Below are 22,924 nucleotides of genomic sequence, written 5' to 3'. Positions count from 1 at the left end.
ACGCCCGGTCCCGGCCCACCGGCCGGGACGGAAAGGGCACCGCCGAACGGGCAGCGCCCCACGCGCCGCCGTCGTGGACCGCGACGGTGCCGCGAGGGCCACCGGTGTCCGCCACCGGCCACCCCGGGCCACGGCACCGGCCCGGCCAGCCGACCTGACCGGGTGACCGGTCAGGTCATCGGGGCAACTGCTTCTGGTTCCTCCCCTTGATGGCTCCGTACGCGGCGGTGCCCACGAAGAGCACGGCACCGACGATGAGGAGCCACCAGAGCGCCTTGAACACGGCGCCCAACACGGCCAGGCCGAGCCAGATCACCAGCAGAACTCCGACGACCTTCCAAATCGTCGACATGTGCGCCTCCCTCACGGCGTTCTCGGGACGTCGGCGAAGCCCCGGCTTGTCGAAACCAGCTTCGCACGGCCGGCCGGCACGCGAGACGGTCCCGCCCCGGTATCAGGGAAATCTCCGGGTGCGCCCGGAGAGCCCGCGACCGCGCGCGGGGGCGGCGGAGGGCACCCCCGCCCGGTCGGCCAGGCCCCGCCTCCGCCTCCGCCTCCGAGGGCGAGCCCGGCACGAGCGCCCCGCGCCCCGGTCACCCACACCGAACGGGACGGGAACCGGGCGGTGTCTCCTAGGCTCGGGGCATGTCCTCCCAGCGCAGTCTGGCCACCGCGGCCAGCCGGGCCCAGGTGCCGCCGTTCTACGTGATGACCGTGCTCGACGCGGCGGCCCGCCGCCAGCGGGAACGCGGTGACGTGATCTCCCTGGCCGCCGGACAGCCGTCCACGCCCGCCCCGGCCCCGGTCCGCCGCGCGGCGGCCTCGGCGTTGGAGGGCAGCACGCTCGGCTACACCGAACAGCTGGGGACGGCCGAACTCCGGGCGGCCATCGCCCGGCACTACGGCACCACCTACGGGGTCGACGTGCCAGCCGAGGCCGTGACCGTGACCTCCGGGGCGTCCGGCGCGTTCCTGCTGACCTTCCTGGCCGCCTTCGAGGCCGGGGACCGGGTGGTGCTGACCCGCCCCGGCTACCCCGCCTACCGCAACATCCTGCGCGCGCTGGGCTGCGAGGTGGTGGAGCTGCCCGTCGGCGCCGACACCGGGTTCCAACCCACCGTGGAGATGCTGTCCGAGGTCGAGGGGCCGGTGCGGGGTCTGGTGCTGGCCAGCCCGGCGAACCCCACCGGTTCGGTGTTAGCCGGCGAGGAGCTGCGGGCCGTCGTCGAGTGGTGCGCCGAGCACGACGTCCAGTTGGTGTCCGACGAGATCTACCACGGCATCAGCTTCGGCGCCGCCACCTCCTCGGCCTGGGAGTTCTCCCGCGACCCCGTCGTCATCCACTCCTTCTCCAAGTACTGGTCCATGACCGGGTGGCGGCTCGGCTGGGCCCTGGTGCCGGAGGGGTTGCGCGACGCCGTGTCCGCCCTCGCCGGGAACTTCACGGTCTGCCCGCCCGCGATATCGCAGGCCGCCGCGCTGGCCGCCTTCGACCCCGAGTCCTACGCGGAGGCCGACGCGCACGTGGAGCGCTACCGGGTGAACCGCGACCTGCTGGTGTCCGGTCTGACCGGCCTGGGCATCCGGGGGATCGCACCCCCGGAGGGAGCCTTCTACGTCTACGCCGACGTGTCCCACCTGACCGGGGACAGCATGGAGTTCAGCCGGCGGTTGCTCGCCGACACGGGCACGGCCGTGGTCCCGGGCGTCGACTTCGACCCCGTCGAGGGGCGGAACTGGATCCGCATGTCGGTGGCCGGCGCCACCGAGGACATGCGGGAGGCGGTCGCCCGCATCGGGGGCTGGTTGCCGACCCTCACCTGATGACGGCACGGCGTCGACGGGGTCAGCGGCCGCCGGCCCCGTCGACGTCCAGCCGCCGCGTCATGAAGACGCTGTTCGGGTCCTCCCGGTAGTCCCCGAACGGCGGGCAGGGCGTGAACCCGTGCCGCGCGTAGAGCCGGCGGGCGGGCGCGAAGAAGTCCTCGCTGCCGGTCTCCAGGCTCACGTCCCGGTAGCCCCGGCGGCGGCACTCCTCGAGCAGGAAGCGGAGCAGGTGCGCGGCCACCCCGCGGCCCCTGGCCTCCGCCCGGGTCCGCATCGCCTTGATCTCCCCGGCCACTGGGGACAGCCGCCGCAGCGCCCCGCAGCCCAGCAGGGCGTCCCCCTCCCACACCGTCCAGAAGGACACGTCCGGCGCGACCAGCCCGCTGTGGTCGAGGGCGTGCACGCTCTCCGGGGGCGAGGTGGCGCGCATCTCGCCGAGGTGTTCGGCGACCAGCTCGCGCACCTGGGGCCGGGACAGGTCGTCACGGTCGATCGTCAGCGGGGGCACGGCCGGTTCTGAGCTGGTCACGGCAGCAGCCTAGGCGCTTCGCCGCCCCACCCAGGGCCGGACCGCCCCCGCCGTGAGCGCCGTCCCATCGCGGCGTCGACCACCGTCGAGGGCCGGTGGGGCGCCCGCCGCCGGTGGTCCGCCGGGAAGGCGGAGCCGGCGACGGGAACCCCGGCCCGGGTCAGGCGGCGTCGCCCGCCCTGTCCCGCTCCCGTCGGCGCGCCACCGCGCCGAGGACGAGGTCCAGGGCGAGGAACGCCGCGAGGCTGATCCCCAACAGCGGCAGCCACCAGCCGACCAGGCCGGCGACGGCGAGGACGGCGGCCACCCCCCACCACGGCGCCCGGCGGAAGGCGCCCCGGCCGGGGGCCCGCCCGCCGAACGCGCCCGGCTCACGGGTCGGTCGACGCCTCCACCACATGGCGTACCCGAGGACCACCATCACCGCGATCCCGCCGGCCACACCGACGAGCAGGATCTGGTTCGGCAGCCCGAACATGGTGCCCATGTGGATGTCGACACCCCACCGGGACAGCTTCGCGGCCAGCGGGTAGTCGTCGAAGTCGACCCGGTCGACCACCTCCATCGTCGTGCCGTCGATGGCCACCGCGTCGACCTCGGTCGGGTAGCTGCGCTGGATCTCCTGCACCACCCACGCCGTGCCCGGCTCGGCCGGCGGCTGGATCTCCACCAGCCCGGTGTTGACGTTCACCCGTTGGGCGATCGCCAGGACGGCGTCGAAGGTCGCCGGGTTCGCATCCCCGGTGGGGGCGGTGATCACCCCGTGGTGGTGATGGTGGTCGTGCTCCCCGGCGTCCTCGGCTTCTCCGCCAAGGCTGGTGCTGACCGCCGGCGTCTCCCAACCCAGGGCCGAGCGCATCGACGACACGCTGGTCCCCCCGAACTGGGACCAGGTGATCCCGGTGGCCGAGAGGAACAACGCGCCGAGCAGCACCCACACGCCGAGCGAGGCGTGCCAGGACAACAACCGCCGCTGCCCCGTCCGCCGGACGTTCGGGACGAGGAAGTCCCGCTTCGACCGCGACCGGCGGACCCGGGCGATCCACAGGCCGAGCCCGGCGAGGACGACGACCGCCAACCAGGAGGCCGCCAGCTCGCTGTAGACGCGGCCGACGTCGCCGAGGTGCAACCCCCGGTGCAGGTTGTTGATCCAGGTGCGCACCGGCAACGCGCCGCTGGTCCCGTACACGGTGAGGTCACCCCGGACCTCACCGGTACCGGGGTCCACGAAGACGGCCCGCGACTCGCTCGGGCCCAACCCCTCCTCCGCGAACATCACCCGCGTCGTGTCGCCCGGTTCCGGGGCGGGGCGCACCGCGCTGAGCGTCGCGCCCTCGCCCTCGACGTGGGCCTGGGCGATCTCGATCTGCTCGGCCAACGGGAGCTGGACCTCGCTGACGGGGGCCTGGAGCTCCCGCTGGTAGATCGCCTGTTCCAGTTGCGGGGTCAGCGCGTAGAGGGCACCGCTGATCGCCGCGACGAGGATGAACGGCCCGACGAGGATGCCCGCGTAGAAGTGCAGCCGCCGCAGCAGCTGCCCCAACCACCCGCGCCGCCCGCTCCCCGCCGCCGACCGTTCCCCCCTGGTGGGCGGGGAGCTGAGGGACGTGCTCATGCCGCCCCCTCAGCCCAGCAGGGTGTCGCCGACGTAGCCGTCCTCCGCGCACCCCGGTGGGATCGCGAAGACGGCGGAGCCGATCGGCACCGTCCACTCGTTGAGCAGGTCCAGTTCGTCCAACCTGCGTTGCAGCGGCACGAACTGCCGGTCGACGTCGGTCTGGAACGAGACGAACAGCAACCCCGAGTTGGAGATCTCCGAACCCGAGGGCGCGTCGTCGTAGTTGTAGGCCCGCCGGAAGATCTTCTCGTTCGGATCGTCGCTGCGGGCCCGGCGGACGTGGGAGAACTCGGGGATCACCGGGAACCCGATGGGCGTGGTGGCCTCGAAGTCCGGTTCGTCGAACTCGTCGGTGCCCGTCAGGGGCGCGCCGTTCGACAGGTACCTGCCGACGGACTGCTCCCGGCCAGGCCGGTCGAGCCGGTCCCACCCCTCCAGGTCCATGTGGATGCGGCGCACCACCATCCCCGTGCCCCCGGCCAACCAGCCCTCGGTGTTCCACACGAGCCGCTCGAACTCCTCCGTCCCGGGCTGGGGGTTGGTGGTCCCGTCGATCTGGCCGAACAGGTTCCGCATCGTCGTGCCCGGCCGCACCGACCCGTGGGCGTGGTGGAACCCCCGCTGGGTCCACCGGACCGAGGCGAAGCCCCGGGTGTCCTTGAGCAGCATCCGCACCGCGTGCGCCACCGTCATCGGATCGTCCGCCGCGACCTGGATGAGCAGGTCGCCGTCGCTGAACTCGGGGCGGAGCCGGTCCACCCCGAAGTCGGGCAACGCCCGCAACCACTCCGGCCGGGTTCCGCCGGCGCGGTCGACCAGACCGGGGCCGAAGCCGAAGGTGACGGTCAGCCGCGCCGGGGTGACGGCGAGCTCCGGTTCCGAGTCGGCCAGGGCGGGCACACCCTGGGTGAGGCGGGCGGCGTCGTCGCTGAGGATGCGCATCATCCGCCGCAACGCGTCCGCGTCGGTGGAGTCCCGCAGGTCCAGGGCGACGAGGACGGCGTGCGCCTGCGCGGGCGTCGCCACCCCCGCCTGGTGGACGCCGTGGAAGGGAACCGTCTCCTCCCCGTTCAGGGGTGCGGCCGGCTCGCCCTCCGCCGGCCGCCGGTTGAGCACGTGGTCCGCGCCGATCGCCGTGGCCGCGCCGATCCCGGCGACGGCTCCTCCGAGGAGGAACCGCCGCCGGGTCGAGCCACGGCGACCGGAGTCGGCGCTCCGGTCGCCGGCCATCAGTGGTCCATGTCCATGTCGTGCTCGGAGTCGCCGCCCTCGTAGGACTCGTTGGCGCCCGAGTACTCCTTCACCGGTGCCGAGAACTCGAAGGTGGAGTCGTCGGAGAAGGTGAGGGTGAAGGTGACGTCCTCACCGGCATCCAGTGGGCCGGTGAGGTCCATCAACATGATGTGGTCGCCGCCCGGCTCCAGGGACAGCGAGCCGCTGGCCGGGACGACGAAACCGCCCTCGACCTCACGCATGACCATGGCGCCGGCCTCGTTCTCCACCGTCTCGTGGAGCTCCAGCACCGTGGACGCCGGCGTGGTCACGCTGACCACCGTGACGTCCTCGTCACCGCTGTTGGCCAGTTCGCCGAAGGCGGCGGACATGCCCTCCTCGGCGGCCTTCACCCACGCGTCGTCCATGCGGATGACGTCGGCGGCGGGAGCGGCCTCCGCGGGCTCCTCCTCGTCGGTGGAGGCGCAGGCGGCCAACGCGAAGGCCGTCGCGGCCGTGAGGGAGACGAGTGACGCGGTCTTCCGACTGTTCATCAGGGGTGTTCCCTTCGATGTTGCCGACTCACCCGGCGTCGGCCGAGGAGTCGGTTCCGCCGGGCCGGGCCCGGCGGCGGCGAACGAGGACCGTCAGGGCGAAGGCGGCCGTGGCCACGGCCGCTCCGATCACCCCGACCAGGACGGCGCGGGGCACACCGCCCTGTTCGTCGGTCTGACCCTCCGCGGTGTCACCCGCGCCCGTGCTGTCCCCCTGCTCGGCCCCCACGGTCGCCCCGTCGTCGCCCTGGGCCAACGGTTCGCCGTCGCCCAGGGTGAAGGGGATGATCCCGCTCACCGGGTGGCCGTCGGAGGACACCACCCGCCACCGGATCTCGAAGCCGGCGTCGGTCATGCCCTCCTCCAACGGCACCGTGACCCGGGTGCCGTCCAGTTCGGGTTCACCCGCCGCCCAGTCCCGGCCCTCCTCGTCGACCACGATCACCGCGGCCCCGATCGTCAGGACGTTGCCGGAGAACTCCATCACCACCTCGGAAGGGGGCGACTCGAGCCGTTCCCCCGCTTCCGGGGTGCTGGACAACAGCTGGTCGTGGGCGAAGGCCGGCGTGACCGGCAGGAGCAACGCGCACAGCGTGAGGAACGCGCCCAGGAGCAGCGCGCGTGGACGTGACAGGACAACGGGCACGACGGGGACCTTTCTTCGGCCGGTACGCCGCGAGCGACGGCAGAAGGAGACGCCGCACGCTGTCGGCGCTGGGAGGGGAACCACCACCCGGGGCGGTGGACGGAGACGTCAGACCACGCCGAGAGGGGGCGGTCCCCGCCGTCGGCACGCCGACGGGAAGTACCCGAGAGGGAGGAGCACCCGGTCCCCGTACCCGCGGGGTAACCGCACGTCGGGGGCGTGCGGTGGGCGGAGGTCGAGGACGTGCAGCCGGTGCCGCAGCCACGCGGCGAACGCCGCCGCGAGCCGGCGGAGCCCCACCAGGGCGGCTTCGCCCCGGTACAGCGCCGCCACCGTGATCACCGCCGCCGCCCCGTGCCACAACCACATCGACGGCCCGCCGTGCAGGTGCGGCTCGACCACCGCCGCCGAGGTGCCCAGCGCGTGGTGGTGCTGGTGGTGGTGCTCGTGGAGCACCGGCGGCCCGTGGTGGTGGTGCGCCGCGTGCGGATCGGCCCCGACCACGAAGAGCAGGTGGAACAGCACCTGGCTGGCCGCCACCGAGACCGACAACCGCGCCAGCGACAGCGACCGCCCGGCCAGCGCCACGCACACGACCACCGACACCGCCAGGGGCACGGCGACGCCCGACCAGGCCGGCGGGGTCCCGCCTCCCGCGACGTGCGAGACCAGGGCGAGGAAGGTGGCTACCGACGCGGCGGCCGTCCCCCGGAGGAGTCGGCGAGCTGGCGGTGTCGGCACGGCGCGATTGTCGCAGTTCGGCCGCCGGTGGGGACACGGCCCATAGGTCCCGTCCCCTCTCGGCCAACCGGAGTAGCGGTGGGCGGCCGTGATCCCCTGACCTCGATGGACGCCGCCGCGCGGCGGAGCGGGATGGCCGTCTCCCTCCGTGCTCAGTCGCCGACCCGCCCCGCCGGCAGGGGGGTGATCCGTGCGGCGCGGACGGCGTTGAGGATGACCAGGACCTCGGCGAGCTCGTGGACGAACACGACGCTGGCCAACCCGAGCGCCCCCGACACGGCCAGCGGGACGAGCACCGCGATGATCCCCAGCGACAGCGCCACGTTGCCCAGCATGATCCGTCGGGCCCGCCTGGCATGTCGGAGGACGTGCGGGAGGTGCCGCAGGTCCTCGCCCATCAACGCGACGTCGGCGGTCTCGATGGCCACGTCGGTGCCCACCGCTCCCATCGCGATGCCCACCTCGGCGGTGGCCAGTGCCGGCGCGTCGTTGACCCCGTCACCGACCATCGCCACCGTGCGGCCCCGCCGGGACACCAGGGCGGCCTTGTCCTCGGGTAGCAGCTCGGCGTGCACCTCGCGGATCCCGGCGCGGTCGGCGAGCGCCCCGGCCGTCACCCGGTTGTCGCCGGTCACCATCACCGTCTCGATGCCGAGCCGCCCCAACCGGGCCACCACCTCGGGGACTTCCGGGCGCGGCTCGTCCCGGACGGCGATCGCGCCGAGGACCGTGCCGTCGACCTCGACGACCACCACGGTGGCGCCCAGCGACTGGAGCCGGGTGACCTCGGCGCGCAACGACCCCGGGTCGACCCAGCCCGGTTTGCCCAACCGCACCCGCCGCCCGGCCTGGCGTCCCCGCAGTCCCCGGCCGGGCACGGCGGTGACGTCCTCGGCGTCGGGGACTGCGTCGGTCGCGCCGAGGATCGCCCGGGCCAGCGGGTGCTCGCTGCGCGCCTCCAGCGCGGCGGCGACCGCCAGGACGTCCTCGCGGCGGCCGTTCCCCGGGGTGACGACGTCGATCACCTCCGGCTCGTTGCGGGTGAGGGTGCCCGTCTTGTCCAGCGCGACGGTGTCGACACGCCCCAGTTCCTCCAGGGCGGAGCCGCCCTTGACGAGCACCCCGTGCCGGCTCGCGGCACCCACGAACGCGACGACGGTCAGCGGAACCGAGATCGCGAGCGCGCAGGGGGAGGCGGCGACGAGGACGACGAGCGCCCGTTCGACCCACACCGACGAGTCGCCCAGCAGCGCGCCGAGGACACCGACCACCGCCGACAGCACCATGATCGCCGGGACCAGCGGTCGGGCGATGCGGTCGGCCAGCCGCTGCCCCCGCCCCCTGCGGTCCTGGGCCTCCTCGACGATGTGCACGATCCGCGCCAGCGAGGAGTCCGAGGCGGGGACGGTGACCTCGACCTCGACCGCGCCGCCCCCGTTGATCGCGCCCGCGTGCACCGGGGTGCCAGGACCGGCCTCGACGGGCATCGACTCGCCCGTGATCGCGGACAGGTCGAGCGTGGTGCGCCCGGAGCGCACGATCCCGTCGGTGGCCGCCCGCTCACCCGGTCGGACCAGCATCACCTCGCCCACGGCGATCTGCTCGGGCGGCACCGCCACCTGGACTCCGTCCCGGAGGACCGTCACGTTCGGCGGCACCAGGTCCAACAGCGCGCGGAGACCGTCCCTGGTCCGGCGCACCGCGTGGTGTTCCAGGCCCTCGGCGACGGAGAAGAGGACGCCGAGCATCGCGGCCTCCGCGAACTGGCCGAGAGCCACCGCCCCCACCGCCGCGATGGTCATCAACGTTCCCACGCCGATCCGGCCGCGCAGCAACGCCCGCACGGCCCGGGGAGCGAACGTGGCCGCGCCGACGACGGCGGCGGCCAGCTCGACGACCGCGCCGACCCGCTCGTCACCCCAGGTGGAGATCAGCCACCCGGCCACCAACAGCAGGGCCGCCACGGCCGCCACGTGGAGCTCGCGGACCTGCCACAACCGTCGCGGTCCCCGCTGTTCGGCGTGGTCCCGGGGGCCGGGCTGGTCTCGGGTCCCGGGGTGTTCCTCCCGGGGGGCGCAGCACTCGTCAGCCACGGTCGCCACCCCGGCCGGCCTCAGCCCGCTCCGGTGCTCCGCCGTCGAGCTCCCGCCCCGCCGCGGGGCCGGTCAGGGCGTCCACAGGGGATGCGGCATCGGGAACGGCGGTGACCAGCGGCCGGCCGCTCCCGGTGAGCCAGTGCGCCACCAGGCGCCCGTCGCGGCGGGCGGCACTCCCGAGCCGCCGGCGGTGGTGTGGAACCGGGTCCCTGGCCCGACCCGTCACCCGGGCGCCGTCGCGCACGCACGGCTCGTCACCGGCCAGTGGCGCCGCCAGGCGGATCCGCTCCACGTGGGGGAGGTCCAGGCGCGGTGGCTCGCATGAGTTCCAGTCCGAGGCGATCACATCAACAAACTAACACTCGTTGTTCTGTTGGTATGTGAGCTGGTGGAGAGATGAGACCCAGGCCAATACCCGTTGGCCCTCGGGGTCACCGGCTGCTTGTCGTGGCCGAGGCGGAGCCCGCATCGGACGACGCACCACTCGGGGGCGGGCCGATGCGGGCCCAGTCGCCGTGCTTGAAGCTGACCCGACCCGCGTAGCTGATGCCCAGCTCGACCTCGGGCTCCCAGGACCACAACCGCACCCGCGCCCACGCCGGGACGCGTCGGCGGCGGCGTTTCAGCGACACCGTCTCGCATATACGGAAGGAGTTTTCACTCCAACGGATTAGGTGTGACCCTGCCGGCAGAAGAGGCGACGGCGGCGGTGGCTACCTGGTCACGCTGCGGAGCAAGGATGGCAAGCTAAACGACATGCCCACACCCACCGTGCGACGGCTACAGCTCGGCAACGAGCTCCGCCACCTGCGCGAACGCACAGGTCTGACGCTGGAGGAAGCGGGGAAGGCGATCGAACGCTCGCAAGCCGTGATGTCTCGGCTGGAGCACGGCGTCACAGGTCTGAGGCAGCGCGACCTGCGAGCGTTGGTGGAGTTCTACCAGGAGCGTGTCATCGACAACGACGCGGTGGACGTGGAGTGGTACCTGAGCCTGAACAAGGGCGCCGACCAACGCGGGCAATGGAGTGGCTACCGCACCGCGTACGCGAAGTACTTCCGGATGGCCGTCGACCTCGAAGCCGACGCCTCGACGATCAACTGGTACGAGGTCGAAATCATCCCAGGACTGTTGCAGACCGAGGAGTACGTCCGAACACTGTTCACCGAGGCAGGGGCTCGAAACGCCCCAGAGAGCATGATCCAAGCGAGGCTGGAGCGTCGGCATGTGCTCACGGCGGAGCGACCACCGTGCGTCACCTTCGTACTATCCCAGTCCTGCGTTGAACGGATGGCAGGATCACCTGAGGTCATGCAGGGCCAGATACAACACCTGCTCGACGTTTCTGAGCGAGACAACATCAATCTGCACGTTCTTTCGTTCCGTTCAGGGATGGCTAGCGATGCTCGCTACCCGTTCACCCACTACGTGATACCCGCCATCGGAAACGCTCCCCCGCTGGAATTCGGGTTTGTCGAGCCATACGAAGGGGGCCAGTACCTGGACGACCTGGACTCCCTCACCAGGTACAAACAACTCTGGAGCAGGCTCCTTGGCGCGGCGTTGGACACTGCTAGGACTCGCGACTACCTCATGAGCGCAAAGAAGAGTTACTCAGAATAAGGATTGCGCAGATGGCAGCAGAACCAACCATGACGAACTGGCGGAAGTCGAACCACAGCAGTTCTGCCAACGGTGGATGCGTGGAGATCGGCGGCGCGCCTGGCCTCGTCGGCATCCGCGACACCAAGAACCGTGCCGGGGGCACCCTCGTCGTCAGCCGCGAGGCCTTCAGTAGCTTCCTCATGTCGGTCAAGGCAGAGCGCCTCTGACACCCACCGGCCCGCCGGCCAACCACCCACCCGGCCGGCGGGCACCCCGCCCAGCCGTCAACGCGAGCCTTGCTCGCGACGGCTACGGACGAGCTTGGTCACCGTGCTAGGCCAAACAGGGGCGGCGGCATACCAAGTCGACCGATAGCCCACCCTCCGACGAACCGGCAATCTGGGTAACTGGTCCCTACTTGCCGAACCGGGAACCCACGCGGGTCGCACCACACCTCCCGGCCCACGTGGTTCCCCTCTCCGAGGATGTGGCACATGAACGCTGACATGACCCTGACCAACTGGCGGAAGTCGAGTCGGAGCAGCAACGGCGCTCACGACTGTGTCGAGGTGGGTTCCACGTCGGCCGTGGTGGCTGTGCGGGACACGAAGAACCGTGCTGGTGGGATACTCGTCTTCGACCGCGAGGTGTTCGCCAACTTCGTCGGCTCCCTGAAGCGGGACGGCATCTGAGCTGGCTGCCCGCTCGGCCCGCCGCCCACCAAACCCCGACGGACCGAGCGGGCGCGCGCTCCGGGTCCGGTCCGCCCTTGGGTAGCCGGCACTACCGCTCCCCGGGCTCGACGCGATTTCTGTTGATTGCCACTCTCACCTGTCTGTCCTATCCCAACCACCGACGTCTCACACAGCCACGTTTCCCGGGTGCCGGTGGCGAACGTTTCACCCCTCCATGCCCATCGAAACGGGGCTTTCAGCGGACCGATCCGGGCGTGACACGTGCCCTGCCTACGCTGGAAGTCGCGAGCAACGAGGAAGGCAGGGCTGGCATGGTTCAGGAGTCCTCCATCGGCGCCACACTCCGCGCTCTTCGTGACGAACGTGGCCTTACCCAGGAGGGACTGGCGGACGCTGCCTCCCTGCACGTCAACACCGTCCGCAAGGTGGAACAGGGTGGAACGGCGTCCATGGAGACGTATCACCGCCTCGCCCGAAGCCTCGGCGTCACCACTGCTCGCCTGGTCGCTGGTCAACCAAGCCGGAAGCAGGTCCACGGCGACGAGGACAAGACATCACTCCTGTCTCTGCGGCGGGCCATCGCACCCCCGGTCGGAATTGACGGGCGCGCGATCAACCTTGGGGAGGAACCGAACCTCGGTGATCTCCGCGAGGCGGCGGCGGCATTCGCCACGTCCTACCGTGCGGACAGGTACCAGGACTTGGCCGCGTTCGTACCGAACCTGGTCACCTCCGCACACGCGGCCGTGGAACACTACAAGCACACTCCCCAGCAGGTTCTCGCCCATCAGGCTCGCTCGGAGATTCTTCAGCTCGCCGGCCGGTACCTGACTCAGATCAGGGCCTACGACCTCGCCCAGGTGGCGCTCACCGACGCGGTGCGCGACGCTGCGGCCGCCGAGGACCGGCTGAACTCCTCGGCCGCTGTCATCGGCCAAGCCTGGGTACTGTTGAGGCAAGGGCGCCTGGACGAGGCCGAGGAGTTGTCCACCGTCACAGCTGACCAGGTGGAGCCGCGCATGAGCATGGCCTCGGATGAGGAACTGGCCGTGTGGGGTTGGCTGCTGCTTCGTGCGAGCGCCGCCGCCGCCCGCAACAACCGTCCCGACGAAGCCCGCGAAGCTATCCGCCTCGCACGGAGCGCCGGTGCCGCACTAGCTGACGAGGTGGCGCACCGACTGCGCGGCTGGGTGAGCTTTGGCCCGATCACGGTCGAGTTGAAAGCGATCGAGAACGAGGCGATCGCTGACCGTCCCGACCGGGTCCTGGCGATGTCCAGTCCGCTCACCCAGGGATCGTGCACGTCGGACAACTGGAACAGACACCTGCTGGATGTCGCTCAGGCGCATGCTCGTTTGGGAGACGATGCGGCGGCCGCCCGGATTCTCGCCGAGCTCGCGGCTACGTCGCCCCAGTGGCTGTCCCACCAGCGGATAGCGGAGGAGACGTTCTCCGCTATCCGGAGACGGCGGAAGCGAGCTCTCACGGCCGACCAGCGCAAGATCGCGGCGCTGTTCAGCGGCTAGCGGCCCGTTGCGGGATCGGAGAGCGTGGTACCTCCCCGGGGCTACTGCCGGGAACTACCACGCTTCGTGTCTGTAACCACGAAATCACTTTAGGTAACGTCGTTATCCACGGATCTTTTCGAGGTGAAGGACGATGACGACAAGCCGCCATCCACCGGCGCTGGCCCTTCTCAACCGGGCTACCGCTCGCCGCGCGATCCCGGTGCCCGGGTTGTCCGGTGCACTGAGTATCGTCGAACAACCACAGTTGAATGTGCATCTCCGCTGCAAACGGCGTATGTCCGATCCAGCAGGCGACCCTGGTCGACTCGGACGCGACCGGCCTCGTCCCGTGGTTCCGCTGGTGCGAACACTGAGCATTCGACCCTAGTCCGTCACTCGAGTTCCTTCGTAGGCCTTCTCTAGGTCGTGGCGCTACATTGCGTTCCGCCCGAGTCGATGTCTAGGTCAGCTACGTGCCCGGCCGGGCGGGCCGCCCTCATCCCTCCGGCTTCCAGGGTTTTCCTTTTGGGTAACTACGTAGTACCCGCGTCAGATGGATCGTACCGATCGCCAGCGTTTGTGACTAGTGAATCCCATTCAGGAGTCGCCATGCTCGAAGACTTCGAGCGTAACCGCATAGCCAGCTACTTCTCTAGGATTATCCACCATCACCTTCCCGAAACCCGCGTCTCCACCATCGCGATCACGCACCTCCTGAGTGGTCGCCCTGTCTTCCTGCGCGCCCTCGCCTCCATGACCCACCTGCGCGCGGTCCTGCCCAAACCCAAGAGCATCGAACAGTTCGCCCTGCAAGAAGCGACCGCTGACTGGCAGGTCGACCGGCTCGACCGTAGCAAGCTGTCATCACCAGATGAAGCCGTGACATATCTCGAGTCCCGCGCAGCCGGTGAACGAGTGGTACTGCTAGACGTCGGCGGGTACTTCGCTCCCGCGTTGCCCGAACTTTGCGCTCGCTTCTCCGGTGAGATCGTCGGCGTCGTCGAGGACACAGAGAACGGTCATCGCCGATACCTCGACTTCGACAAGCTACCGTGCCCGGTCTACTCGGTGGCGCGGTCCCCGCTCAAGGAGCCCGAGGACTATTTGGTTGGCCAATCCGTCGTCTTCTCCACCGAAGCCCTCATCCGGGCTCGTGGCGACATTCTGTACGGACGTGACGCGGCAGTTCTCGGATTCGGCAAACTTGGTTCCTCCGTTGCCCGAATGCTACACTCGCGCGGGGTTCGGGTGACCGTCTACGATATTGATCCCGTCAAGCGCGCCCAAGCGCTCGCGCAGGGATTCACGACCTTCTCGTCCCTAACTCGGACACTCGCGCACTCAGGAATCGTGGTGTGCGCGACCGGCAACCTGGCCCTGAAAGCCGATGACTTCGCCTGCGTCGCCAACGGTGCCTACATCGCGTCAGTGACCTCCAGCGATGACGAGCTAGAACTTGCCGCGATCGACCGGCTGTACACGCGAGAAAGCGTAGGACACGCCATCACGCGTTACGCTCATACAGGGCACTTCTTCTACGTGCTCAATGACGGGAACGCCGTTAACTTCCTGCACGGCGCGAGTGTGGGCGCCTTCATCTTCCTCGTTCAGGCTGAAATCCTCGCCGCCGTTGCCCAGCTTGTGTCAACCCCGCACGAGGCAGCGCATCATGAGCTAGCCGCCGAAGTTCGGGAACAGGTGGCGGCGATGTGGCTCGACTACTTTAATGGTGCGTCATGACAGTGAACCAGGCAGAAATTCGCGACGTCAGCTCGCGTTATCTCGAGCGCAACCCCGACGAGACCGAGGCGTTGCAGCCTCTGTTCCGCGCGCTGGACGAGGGCCACGCCATCACCTCGCGGAAGGAGTTCCGCATCGGGCACGTCACGGTGGGTGCGGTGGTCCTCGATCCAGCGAACCGCGTACTCCTGATCCGGCACAAGATTCTCGACAAGTGGCTGTTGCCCGGTGGCCACCTCGAACCTGTGGACGGTGACCTCTTCCACGCCAGCCTGCGCGAACTGGAGGAGGAGACAGGAATCACCTGGCAGCGAGCCTCCTGCCCGCCAGCCTATGACGACATGCCGGCCGACATCGACATTCACACGATCCCGGCAAGTCTTTCGAAGGGAGAACCCGAGCACCTCCACTTTGACTTCCGGTACGTTCACCGGGTCGAGCGCACAGACGTTCATCTCCAGATAGAGGAGGTGACCGACTTCGAGTGGAGGCCGCTGGCGGACCTGCCAGCCGAACTGGCGAGGAAACTCGTCCCCGTCGTCTCGTCCGGAAACTGACGAGCCGGGACCACGAACGGCGACCTCATCCCCGTTTCTCGACGTGAGGTCGCCGTACCGTGTCCGGGAGCGGGACAGGCCGGCGCCGCTTGGAGGTGGCGTGTCAGGCCTTCAGCAGCTTCCTCACGGCGGTCAAGGCCGGCCGCCTCTGACACCCACCGGCCCGCCGGCCAACCACCCACCGGGTCGGCGGGCACCCGTCCAGCCGTCAACGCGAGCCTTGCTCGCGACGGCTATGGACGAGCTTGGTCACCGTGCTAGGCCAAACAGGGGCGGCGGCATACCAAGTCGACCGATAGCCCACCCTCCGACGAACCGGCAAGCTGGGTAACTGGTCCCTACCTGCCGAACCGGGAACCCACGCGGGTCGCACCACACCTCTCGGCCCACGTGGTTCCCCTCTCCGAGGACGTGGCGCGTGAACGCTGACATGACCCTGACCAACTGGCGGAAGTCGAGTCGGAGCAGCAACGGTTCCGACAACTGTGTCGAGGTGGGTTCCACGTCGACCGTGGTGGCTGTGCGGGACACGAAGAACCGTGCAGGGGGAATGCTCGTCGTTGACCACGAGGTGTTCGCCGCCTTCGTCGGCTCCCTGAAGCGGACCGGCGTCTGAGCCGCCCGTCTTGGGTGGAGGGGTTCGTGTCGCGGCGACCGATTCTCCCGGTCAAGTGGTAGGAGCGGCGAGACCGAGGCCGCGTCGCAGGGCGTCCACGGCGTGGCGGCGGTGGGAGATCCGGTGCTTTTCGGCCGTGTCCATCTCGGCGTACGTGCGGTCCTCGCCCTCCGGGATGAAGATGGAGTCGTAGCCGAACCCGTTGCCGCCCCGGGGTGCGTGGGCCACGCTCCCCCGCAGCGTCCCGGTGAAGACGCGCACGCCGTCGGCGTCCGCGTAGCCGAGGGCGGTGGTGGCCGTGGCGGCGCGGTTGGAGTAGCCGGCAGCCATCCGCACCAGGCCCTCGACCCCCTGCGCCTTGAGGAACCACGCGATGAGGGGGCCGGGCAGCCCGTTCCAGGCGTCGAACGTGAGAGCCGTGTCGTCGACGAGCACCGGCGCCCGCCGGGTCCGGTAGGCCTGCGCGGCCTTGTGGCGGACCACCTCCTCGACGTCCAGGGACTGGATCTCCACCAGCCCGTCCCGCACGGGCGTGACGGGAACGCCCAGCAGGTGGGCGTACTCCGCCGCCTTGCCCGCGTTCCCGGTGATCAGGGAAACCGCTGTGATCATGCCGATCCTCCGGGTGCTCGGGTGCTCGGGTGCTCGGGTGCTCGGGTGCTCGGGTGCTCGGGTGCTCGGGCGCTCGGGTGCTCGGGCGCTCGGGTGTTCCGCGGCGGCGATGTCGCCCGCCGGGAGTTCCAGGTTGAACCGGTCGTGGCTGACCGACACCCGTCCGAACCCGGCGACCGTGAACGGGCGCACCTGATCGTCTCGTGGGTGCCGGAACATTCCGCCGGCGCGTCGCGTTTACTCGCGACGTGACTTCTGTACAGCGGCGGGCCAGGGTCCGCGCCCCGGAGCTCACCGGGCGCGGCTGGTTGAACACGGGCGGTGAGACGGTCCGCCTCGCGGACCTGCGGGGCAAGGTCGTCCTGTTGGACTTCTGGACCTTTTGCTGCGTCAACTGCCTGCACGTCCTCGACGAGCTGCGTCCCCTGGAGGAGGAGTTCTCCGACGTCCTCGTGACGATCGGCGTCCACTCGCCGAAGTTCACCCACGAGGCTGACCCGGACGCCCTCGCCGCCGCCGTCGAGCGCTACTCGGTCGAGCACCCGGTGCTCGACGACCCCGAGCTGGTGACCTGGCAGAACTACGCGGTCAAGGCCTGGCCGACGTTGGTGTTGATCGACCCCGAGGGGTACGTGGTGCACGTCGCCGCCGGGGAGGGGCACGTCGAGACCCTGCGCGACCTGGTCGCGGAGATCGTCAGCGAGCACGCGGACAAGGGCACCCTGCACCGGGGCTCCGGCCCCTACACCCCGCCGCCACCCGCCTCCACCGAGTTGCGCTTCCCCGGCGCGGTGACCGCGCTGCCCGGCGGGACGCTGCTGGTCAGCGACACCGCCCACCACAGCCTCGTCGAGCTCGCCGCCGACGGGACGACCGTCCTCCGCCGCATCGGCAGTGGGCAGCGCGGCCGGAGCGACGGGCCGGCCGAGGAGGCGACGTTCTCCGAGCCCGGCGGCAGCACCCTGCTGCCCCCCGACCTCGCCGAGGCGCTGGGCGTCCACGTGGTGGTCGCCGACACCGTCAACCACCTGCTGCGGGGGGTGAACCTGGACACGGGCGAGGTCAGGACGCTCGCCGGCACCGGGGAGCAGTGGCGGGACGGCGCGGACGCCGGCCCCGGCACCGAGGTCCCGCTCACCAGTCCGTGGGACGTGGCCTGGTGGGAGCCGGCCGGTGGAGTGGTGGTCGCGATGGCCGGGAACCACACCCTGGGGCTCTACGACCCGAGGAGCGGCACCGTGCGGCGCTTCGCCGGCACGACCGTCGAGGGCCTGGCCGACGGGCCCGCAGGGGAGGCGTTCTTCGCGCAGACCTCCGCCCTGGCCGCCGCCGACGACCGCCTGTGGCTGGTCGACTCCGAGACCTCCGCGCTGCGGTGGCTCGAACGCGCGACGGCCCCGGCCGGGGGTGACGAGCCGCACTTCGTGGTGCGCACCGCCGTCGGAACGGGGCTGTTCGACTTCGGGCACCGCGACGGGCCCGCCGGCGAGGCGTTGTTCCAACACCCGTTGGGCGTCGCCGTGCTCCCGGACGGCAGCGTCGCCGTGTCCGACACCTACAACGGCGCGGTGCGCCGGTACGACCCGGCCTCCCAGGAGGTCTCCACCCTGGTCGGTGACCTCGCGGAGCCGGCCGGCGCGACCGTGCTCGACGGGGAACTGGTGGTCGCGCTGTCGGCGGCCCACCGCGTCGAACGCCCCGTGCCGCCCGGCGTCACCGCCCGCATCATCGCCGGGGAGGCCCAGCAGGTGCGGCGCCCCGCCACCGAGGTCGGCAGCGGTCAGGTCAGGCTGGTCGTCGTGTTCGAGCCGCCCGCCGGCCAGAAGCTCGACGAGCGGTACGGGCCGGCGACCCGGCTGGAGGTGACGTCCTCCCCGCCGGAGCTGTTGGTGTCCGGCGCGGGCGTCGACCAGTCCCTCACCCGCGACCTGGTGTTCTCCGACACCGTCGACGAGGGCGTGCTGCACGTCGTCGCCCAAGCGGCCAGCTGCGAGGACTCCGAGCTCGTCGAACACCCGGCCTGCCGGCTGACCAGACAGGACTGGGGGGTGCCGGTGCGCGTGACGCGCGGCGGAACCGCTCGGCTACCCCTGGTGATGGGTGGCCTGGACGAGTCCACAGAGAATCACACCGAGGAGTAACGCTGATATGGTTGTTGTCGGCTGTCGGCCACTGGATGGGCCGCCCGGGACCACGAGTAGGCTCTACCAGTGTCCGTAGCGAAGCTCGAAATCCAGATGCTGCACGACCGCGTCATGGTGCGGGCGTCGCCGGAGGACGGTGAACGGCGCAGCAGCGGCGGTATCGTGATCCCCGCCACCGCGCAGGTCGCCAAGCGGTTGGCCTGGGGTGAGGTCTTCGGAGTGGGGAGCAACGTCCGGACCGTCAAGGTCGGGGACAAGGTGCTCTTCAATCCCGACGAACAGTTCGAGGTCGAAGTCCAGGGCCAGTCGTACCTCGTCATGCGTGAACGCGATCTACATGCTGTCGCGAGCGAACAGACCGAGCACGGAACCGGTCTGTACTTGTGACCCGTGACCCGAACGTGATGGCGAGCAGGTAGATCAGACCGCCACAAGGCCCCACACGTTCGATGGCGAAGGGGAGACGGTGCCAGACAGGGACAGGGACATGCCCCACGGTCAGCAGCGGCCGGACGAGACGACGAAGATCGTGCCGTCCATGAGTGGCTCGCTCTTCGACCAGTCATCCGGCGACCAGCCGTCCACGCCGAACGGCCTCGGCACACCGCCAGGCGGGGAGCCGGCCCACGGGTCGGCGCTCCGCCCGGAGGAGACCGGTGGCCGGCGCGACCACGGCCAGTCGGCGACTGGTGGACACCAGGGAGCAGGAGCACCCCGGGACACCGCGCCGACCGGGCAGTCCAACCTCTTCTTCGCCGCGACCCCCTCGAACCCGGAACCCGCCGAGGGCACCACCGTGTTCGTCCGGCCGGTCAGCCCCGGGGTCTGGCAGGGCGGCGAGCCAGCGGCCCCCACCTCCTCCGAGACGGCCCCCGCCCCCAGCCAGGACCAGACCGCGAGGCTCGACGCGCCCGGCTCCGGGCGGACCCCGGCGCGGGAGCCGGTCACCGCGCGCCTCGACGGCGACGCCACCACGGTCAGCGCTCCCATCGGCGGGCGACTGGACGGCGAGGGCGACACCGAACCGAGCCCCCGGCCCGAGCAGGACTCCGAGTCGCGGACCGAGACGATGCCGGCTCCGGCCGCCTCGGCGGACGCCACCACGGTCCACCGCCCCCTTGACGCCACCCGGTCCAACGCCGCCGAAGCGACCACGGCCGCGCTGCCGGGAACGCCGCCCCGGGGCACCCACGTCGGGGAACCGGTCACCACCGACCTCGACCAGCCGACCGAGGTCATCCCGGTGATCCCGGCGGCCCAGCACCCCGGTGGCCCGCCCACCGCGGCCACCGAACCCTTCTCCGCGGCGGCCGGCTTAACCGGACCGGGGACGACCCCGGGCGACCAGGCGGTCGCCGGAGGGCACCCGGGTGGCCCCCCAACGACCGGCGGCCCCGGCGGCCCACTACCTCAGCAGCCCCCCGGGCCCGACAAGCCCGCCGGCGGATCCGGAAAGCGGAGGACGCTGGTCAAGGCGGCCATCGCCGTCGCGGCCACCATCGCGGGCCTCGCCGTCCTCTACGGCGTGGACATGGCGATGAGCTCCGGGAAGGTGCCGCGTGGCGTCGAGGTCGCCGGCGTCGACATCGGCGGCATGGACCGGATGGCCGCCGAGGAACGACTGCGCGACGAGATCGGGCCCCGCCTCGGGCAGCCGATCGAGGTCACCGGCGGGGACGTCACCGCCGCGATCGAACCGGACAACGCCGGGCTGAGCATGAACTGGTCCGAGACCATGCAACTGGTCGGCGACCAGCCGCTCAACCCGATCACCAGGCTGACCTCCTTCTTCTCGACCACCGAGATCGCCCCCGTGCCGCAGGCGGACCGCGACCAGCTCGCCAGCGCCGTCTCCGACCTCGCCCCCGAGTTCGACAGGGAGGCCAAGGAGGGCGACATCCGGTTCGAGGGATCCGAGGCCGTGCCCGTGAACCCCGTCGCCGGTCAGCGGCTCGACGTGGACGGCGCCGTCGACGTGCTCATGCGTGACTGGGCCAACGGCCACTCCGTCGCGCTGCCCGTCGAGGTGGAGGAGGTCGGGACCACCGAGGAGGGCGTCCAGCTCGCGCTGGAGGAGGTGGCCCGCCCGGCCGTGTCCGGGCCGCTCACCGTCACCGGCGAGGGCGCCAACGCGATCGTCGAGCCAGCCACCATCGGTGAACTCCTCACCTTCACCCCCGGGGAGAACGGGGGGTTGGACCACGAGATCGACCGCGAGGCGCTCACCGAGAACCTGTCCGAGCAGCTGAAGGACACCGAGGAGAAGGGCCAGGACGCGGAGATCGTCTTCAGCGGTGGGTCCCCCTCGGTGAAGCCGTCGGTCGACGGCAGGGCGATCAACTGGGAGACCACCCTCGAACCCCTGGAGGAGACCATCCTCCGAGGCGCCGACCGGCGACTGGCCGCCCACTACGAGGACGAACCCGCCGAGGTCACCACCGAGGACGCGGAGAACCTGGGCGTCAAGGAGGTCATCGGCGAGTTCACCACGGGTGGGTTCGCCCCCGACTCCGGGCAGAACATCAAGCGGGCCGCCGAACAGGTGAACGGCGCGATCGTCAAGCCGGGCGACACCTTCAGCCTCAACGGGCACACCGGCCCGAGGCAGGCCGCCCAGGGCTACGTCGACGCCGGCATCATCGAGCAGGGCAAGCCGGGCCGGGCCGTCGGTGGGGGCATCTCGCAGTTCGCCACCACCCTGTACAACGCCTACTACTTCGCCGGCCTGGAGGACGTCCGCCACCAGGAGCACAGCTACTACATCAGCCGGTACCCGATGGGCCGGGAGGCGACGGTCTTCCAGAACCCCGACGGCAGCAGCGTCATCGACGTGTCGTTCCGGAACAACCTCGACCACGGCGTCGCGATCCAGACCATCTGGACGTCCAGCGACATCACGGTCCGGATCTGGGGCACCAAGCAGTACCAGGTCGAGTCGGACACCGGGGAGCCCTTCGACCACAAGGACCCCGAGACGGTGGAGGTCAGCGACCCGGAGTGCAGCCCGAGCGCGGGCGGCCGGGGCTTCTCGGTCACCGACACCCGGGTCATCAAGGACCTGAGCGGCCAGGAGGTCCGCCGGGAGCCGCGCACCGTCCACTACCGGCCGCAGCCGAAGATCGAGTGCGTCGCTCGCGGCGGCGGTGGTGACGCCGGCAGCAGCGCCGCGAGCACCGGCGGCTGAGCGCCGGGCGGGAGCGCGGCGCTCTCGGACGAGCTGACGAACGGCCGGGGAGCACTCCCCGGCCGTTCCTCGTTCCTGGCCCCGAGTACCCGAACCCCTGGTGGGGCCGGGCTGTCGATGGCGTCGCGGTCGAGGGACGGTCCGCGCACGGCATCGTGCCGTTCCCCCGTGATGCCGCCTGAGCGTCGTCCGGTCAGAGTCGGGCGCCACCGGTGGCGTCAACCAGGTGGCCGGTCACCCACCGCCCGTCCTCGGAGGCGAGGAAGGCGACCACGTCCGCGATGTCCGACGGCTGCCCCACCCTGCCCAGCGCCGCCTCTCCGGCCGCCCTGCGTTCGGCCTCCGGGTTCCCCCGGAGCCAGGACGCGTTCGCGTCGGTGTCCACGTAACCGGGCGCCACGCCGTTCACGGTGATGCCTCGAGCTCCCAGTTGTTTGGCGAGAGTCATGGTCATGACGTTCCATCGCCCCTTTGCTCATCGCGTAGCCAATCATCTCCGGCAGCGCGATCCGGGTGACCCCGGAGGAGATGGTGATGATCCGGCCGCCGTCGCGGAGCATCGGCAGCACGCGCTGGACGAGGAAGAACGGCGTGCGCACGTTGACGGCGAACACCGGGTCGAAGGTCTCCGGGGTCTCCCGCTCGATAGGCCCGGCGGAGTGCGGAATGGCCGCGTTGTTGACCAGCACGTCGAGGGCGACCTCGCCGGCGTGCTCCCGTAACCCCGCGTCCAGACCCGCGTGGAGCGTGTCCACGTCGCCGTCGACCCCGAACTCCGCGCCGAGGGCGAAAGCCCGTCCGCCTCGCGCGCGGATACCGGCCACGACCTCCGCCGCCGCGTGTTCGCTGCGGCCGTAGTGCACCGCGACGAGCAGGCCGTCGGCGGCCAGGCGTTCGGCGATCGCGCGGCCGATGCCACGCCCCGCGCCCGTGACCAGGGCTGTTCGAACCGAGGTTCGCTGCTCCATGATGTCCGCTCCTCTTGGTCTAGTGATCGCTATAGAAGCAAGGTAGCACGTTCATTAGCGATCGCTATAGGA

General features: G+C 70.7%; 22 protein-coding genes and 1 pseudogene. 11 read left to right on the top strand and 12 right to left on the bottom strand.

What is annotated here, in order from left to right:
- Nucleotides 1-175 precede the first annotated feature (175 nt).
- Entirely contained in the window at nucleotides 176-352 is a 177-nt protein-coding gene (locus ACOJVX_RS25020; RefSeq protein ID WP_016699496.1) for a hypothetical protein, read from the bottom strand.
- Between the two features lie 293 nt (nucleotides 353-645).
- Here ACOJVX_RS25020 and ACOJVX_RS25015 point away from each other — a divergent pair, with 293 nt between their 5' ends.
- Nucleotides 646-1,824: an aminotransferase class I/II-fold pyridoxal phosphate-dependent enzyme gene (locus tag ACOJVX_RS25015; protein ID WP_026419221.1), complete on the top strand. Its 1,179-nt coding sequence runs from the start codon at nucleotides 646-648 to the stop codon at nucleotides 1,822-1,824.
- 22 nt (nucleotides 1,825-1,846) lie between these two features.
- Here ACOJVX_RS25015 and ACOJVX_RS25010 read toward each other — a convergent pair whose 3' ends face one another.
- The 8 genes from ACOJVX_RS25010 to ACOJVX_RS24975 form a co-directional block, all read right to left on the bottom strand.
- Nucleotides 1,847-2,356 carry a GNAT family N-acetyltransferase gene (locus ACOJVX_RS25010; protein ID WP_418155513.1) on the bottom strand — a complete coding sequence of 170 codons (510 nt, stop codon included), beginning with the start codon at nucleotides 2,354-2,356 and terminating at the stop codon, nucleotides 1,847-1,849.
- Between the two features lie 160 nt (nucleotides 2,357-2,516).
- Nucleotides 2,517-3,971 carry a PepSY-associated TM helix domain-containing protein gene (locus ACOJVX_RS25005; RefSeq protein WP_026419223.1) on the bottom strand — a complete coding sequence of 485 codons (1,455 nt, stop codon included), beginning with the start codon at nucleotides 3,969-3,971 and terminating at the stop codon, nucleotides 2,517-2,519.
- A gap of 9 nt (nucleotides 3,972-3,980) precedes the next feature.
- The gene (locus ACOJVX_RS25000; RefSeq protein WP_422647124.1) at nucleotides 3,981-5,204 is read right to left on the bottom strand and encodes a Dyp-type peroxidase; all 1,224 of its coding nucleotides are present in this window, start codon (nucleotides 5,202-5,204) and stop codon (nucleotides 3,981-3,983) included.
- Nucleotides 5,204-5,740 (bottom strand): copper chaperone PCu(A)C, encoded by a 537-nt coding sequence (locus ACOJVX_RS24995; protein ID WP_030106622.1) that lies wholly within the window; start codon nucleotides 5,738-5,740, stop codon nucleotides 5,204-5,206. The genes ACOJVX_RS25000 and ACOJVX_RS24995 overlap by 1 nt, the downstream gene beginning before the upstream one ends.
- Nucleotides 5,741-5,768: 28 nt before the next feature.
- A complete protein-coding gene (locus ACOJVX_RS24990; RefSeq protein WP_026419226.1) occupies nucleotides 5,769-6,386 on the bottom strand; it encodes a copper resistance CopC family protein in 618 nt (205 codons plus the stop codon).
- A gap of 108 nt (nucleotides 6,387-6,494) precedes the next feature.
- Nucleotides 6,495-7,127, bottom strand: coding sequence for a hypothetical protein (locus tag ACOJVX_RS24985; protein ID WP_103055911.1), 633 nt, complete (start codon nucleotides 7,125-7,127; stop codon nucleotides 6,495-6,497).
- 152 nt (nucleotides 7,128-7,279) lie between these two features.
- Nucleotides 7,280-9,220, bottom strand: coding sequence for a heavy metal translocating P-type ATPase (locus tag ACOJVX_RS24980; protein WP_372492985.1), 1,941 nt, complete (start codon nucleotides 9,218-9,220; stop codon nucleotides 7,280-7,282).
- Between the two features lie 434 nt (nucleotides 9,221-9,654).
- On the bottom strand, nucleotides 9,655-9,855 hold the full coding sequence (locus ACOJVX_RS24975; RefSeq protein ID WP_422647123.1) for a hypothetical protein: 201 nt from the start codon (nucleotides 9,853-9,855) through the stop codon (nucleotides 9,655-9,657).
- 124 nt (nucleotides 9,856-9,979) lie between these two features.
- Here ACOJVX_RS24975 and ACOJVX_RS24970 point away from each other — a divergent pair, with 124 nt between their 5' ends.
- From ACOJVX_RS24970 to ACOJVX_RS24940, 7 genes are all read left to right on the top strand, one after another.
- Complete coding sequence (locus ACOJVX_RS24970) at nucleotides 9,980-10,846, top strand: helix-turn-helix domain-containing protein (protein ID WP_422647122.1); 867 nt, start codon at nucleotides 9,980-9,982, stop codon at nucleotides 10,844-10,846.
- Nucleotides 10,847-10,857: 11 nt separating this feature from the next.
- A complete protein-coding gene (locus ACOJVX_RS24965; protein ID WP_418155519.1) occupies nucleotides 10,858-11,055 on the top strand; it encodes a DUF397 domain-containing protein in 198 nt (65 codons plus the stop codon).
- 267 nt (nucleotides 11,056-11,322) lie between these two features.
- Nucleotides 11,323-11,520: a DUF397 domain-containing protein gene (locus ACOJVX_RS24960; protein ID WP_418155520.1), complete on the top strand. Its 198-nt coding sequence runs from the start codon at nucleotides 11,323-11,325 to the stop codon at nucleotides 11,518-11,520.
- 257 nt (nucleotides 11,521-11,777) lie between these two features.
- Nucleotides 11,778-13,049, top strand: coding sequence for a helix-turn-helix domain-containing protein (locus ACOJVX_RS24955; RefSeq protein ID WP_422647121.1), 1,272 nt, complete (start codon nucleotides 11,778-11,780; stop codon nucleotides 13,047-13,049).
- A 591-nt stretch (nucleotides 13,050-13,640) separates the two neighbouring features.
- A complete protein-coding gene (locus tag ACOJVX_RS24950; RefSeq protein WP_418155522.1) occupies nucleotides 13,641-14,771 on the top strand; it encodes an NAD(P)-dependent oxidoreductase in 1,131 nt (376 codons plus the stop codon).
- Nucleotides 14,768-15,328: an NUDIX hydrolase gene (locus tag ACOJVX_RS24945; protein WP_418155523.1), complete on the top strand. Its 561-nt coding sequence runs from the start codon at nucleotides 14,768-14,770 to the stop codon at nucleotides 15,326-15,328. The genes ACOJVX_RS24950 and ACOJVX_RS24945 overlap by 4 nt, the downstream gene beginning before the upstream one ends.
- Before the next feature lie 418 nt (nucleotides 15,329-15,746).
- Entirely contained in the window at nucleotides 15,747-15,944 is a 198-nt protein-coding gene (locus ACOJVX_RS24940) for a DUF397 domain-containing protein (protein WP_418155611.1), read from the top strand.
- Nucleotides 15,945-15,995: 51 nt separating this feature from the next.
- On the opposite strand, the gene rdgB is transcribed toward ACOJVX_RS24940, so the two are convergent.
- Nucleotides 15,996-16,556, bottom strand: a complete 561-nt coding sequence (gene rdgB / locus ACOJVX_RS24935) for an RdgB/HAM1 family non-canonical purine NTP pyrophosphatase (protein WP_418155610.1) — start codon at nucleotides 16,554-16,556, stop codon at nucleotides 15,996-15,998.
- Nucleotides 16,557-16,804: 248 nt separating this feature from the next.
- Between rdgB and ACOJVX_RS24930 the strand changes: the two genes are divergently transcribed.
- From ACOJVX_RS24930 to ACOJVX_RS24920, 3 genes are all read left to right on the top strand, one after another.
- Nucleotides 16,805-18,697 carry an NHL domain-containing thioredoxin family protein gene (locus tag ACOJVX_RS24930; protein ID WP_030228221.1) on the top strand — a complete coding sequence of 631 codons (1,893 nt, stop codon included), beginning with the start codon at nucleotides 16,805-16,807 and terminating at the stop codon, nucleotides 18,695-18,697.
- A 69-nt stretch (nucleotides 18,698-18,766) separates the two neighbouring features.
- Nucleotides 18,767-19,087 carry a GroES family chaperonin gene (locus ACOJVX_RS24925; protein ID WP_026066133.1) on the top strand — a complete coding sequence of 107 codons (321 nt, stop codon included), beginning with the start codon at nucleotides 18,767-18,769 and terminating at the stop codon, nucleotides 19,085-19,087.
- A gap of 79 nt (nucleotides 19,088-19,166) precedes the next feature.
- Complete coding sequence (locus tag ACOJVX_RS24920) at nucleotides 19,167-21,884, top strand: VanW family protein (RefSeq protein WP_422647120.1); 2,718 nt, start codon at nucleotides 19,167-19,169, stop codon at nucleotides 21,882-21,884.
- Between the two features lie 193 nt (nucleotides 21,885-22,077).
- Here ACOJVX_RS24920 and ACOJVX_RS24915 read toward each other — a convergent pair whose 3' ends face one another.
- Both ACOJVX_RS24915 and ACOJVX_RS24910 read right to left on the bottom strand, forming a co-directional pair.
- Nucleotides 22,078-22,332, bottom strand: a complete 255-nt coding sequence (locus ACOJVX_RS24915; protein WP_422647119.1) for an SDR family oxidoreductase — start codon at nucleotides 22,330-22,332, stop codon at nucleotides 22,078-22,080.
- Nucleotides 22,333-22,417: 85 nt separating this feature from the next.
- Nucleotides 22,418-22,852: pseudogene (locus ACOJVX_RS24910) on the bottom strand (SDR family NAD(P)-dependent oxidoreductase); the annotation flags it as partial.
- Nucleotides 22,853-22,924 lie beyond the last annotated feature (72 nt).

It is taken from the genome of Actinoalloteichus caeruleus (assembly GCF_049311605.1).
Lineage (GTDB): Bacteria > Actinomycetota > Actinomycetes > Mycobacteriales > Pseudonocardiaceae > Actinoalloteichus_B > Actinoalloteichus_B caeruleus.
Note: the sequence above shows the minus strand (reverse complement) of the source record. Positions and strands in the feature narration are given on the sequence as shown.

What these genes read in the sequence shown, in the direction of transcription:
- ACOJVX_RS25015 (WP_026419221.1), top strand. Translation starts at nt 646, where the DNA reads ATGTCCTCCCAGCGCAGTCTGGCCACCGCGGCCAGCCGGGCCCAGGTG.
- ACOJVX_RS24915 (WP_422647119.1), bottom strand. Translation starts at nt 22,332, where the DNA reads ATGACTCTCGCCAAACAACTGGGAGCTCGAGGCATCACCGTGAACGGC.
- ACOJVX_RS24945 (WP_418155523.1), top strand. Translation starts at nt 14,768, where the DNA reads ATGACAGTGAACCAGGCAGAAATTCGCGACGTCAGCTCGCGTTATCTC.
- ACOJVX_RS24950 (WP_418155522.1), top strand. Translation starts at nt 13,641, where the DNA reads ATGCTCGAAGACTTCGAGCGTAACCGCATAGCCAGCTACTTCTCTAGG.
- ACOJVX_RS25005 (WP_026419223.1), bottom strand. Translation starts at nt 3,971, where the DNA reads ATGAGCACGTCCCTCAGCTCCCCGCCCACCAGGGGGGAACGGTCGGCG.
- ACOJVX_RS25000 (WP_422647124.1), bottom strand. Translation starts at nt 5,204, where the DNA reads ATGGCCGGCGACCGGAGCGCCGACTCCGGTCGCCGTGGCTCGACCCGG.
- ACOJVX_RS24995 (WP_030106622.1), bottom strand. Translation starts at nt 5,740, where the DNA reads ATGAACAGTCGGAAGACCGCGTCACTCGTCTCCCTCACGGCCGCGACG.
- ACOJVX_RS24970 (WP_422647122.1), top strand. Translation starts at nt 9,980, where the DNA reads ATGCCCACACCCACCGTGCGACGGCTACAGCTCGGCAACGAGCTCCGC.
- ACOJVX_RS25020 (WP_016699496.1), bottom strand. Translation starts at nt 352, where the DNA reads ATGTCGACGATTTGGAAGGTCGTCGGAGTTCTGCTGGTGATCTGGCTC.
- ACOJVX_RS24965 (WP_418155519.1), top strand. Translation starts at nt 10,858, where the DNA reads ATGGCAGCAGAACCAACCATGACGAACTGGCGGAAGTCGAACCACAGC.
- ACOJVX_RS24960 (WP_418155520.1), top strand. Translation starts at nt 11,323, where the DNA reads ATGAACGCTGACATGACCCTGACCAACTGGCGGAAGTCGAGTCGGAGC.
- rdgB (WP_418155610.1), bottom strand. Translation starts at nt 16,556, where the DNA reads ATGATCACAGCGGTTTCCCTGATCACCGGGAACGCGGGCAAGGCGGCG.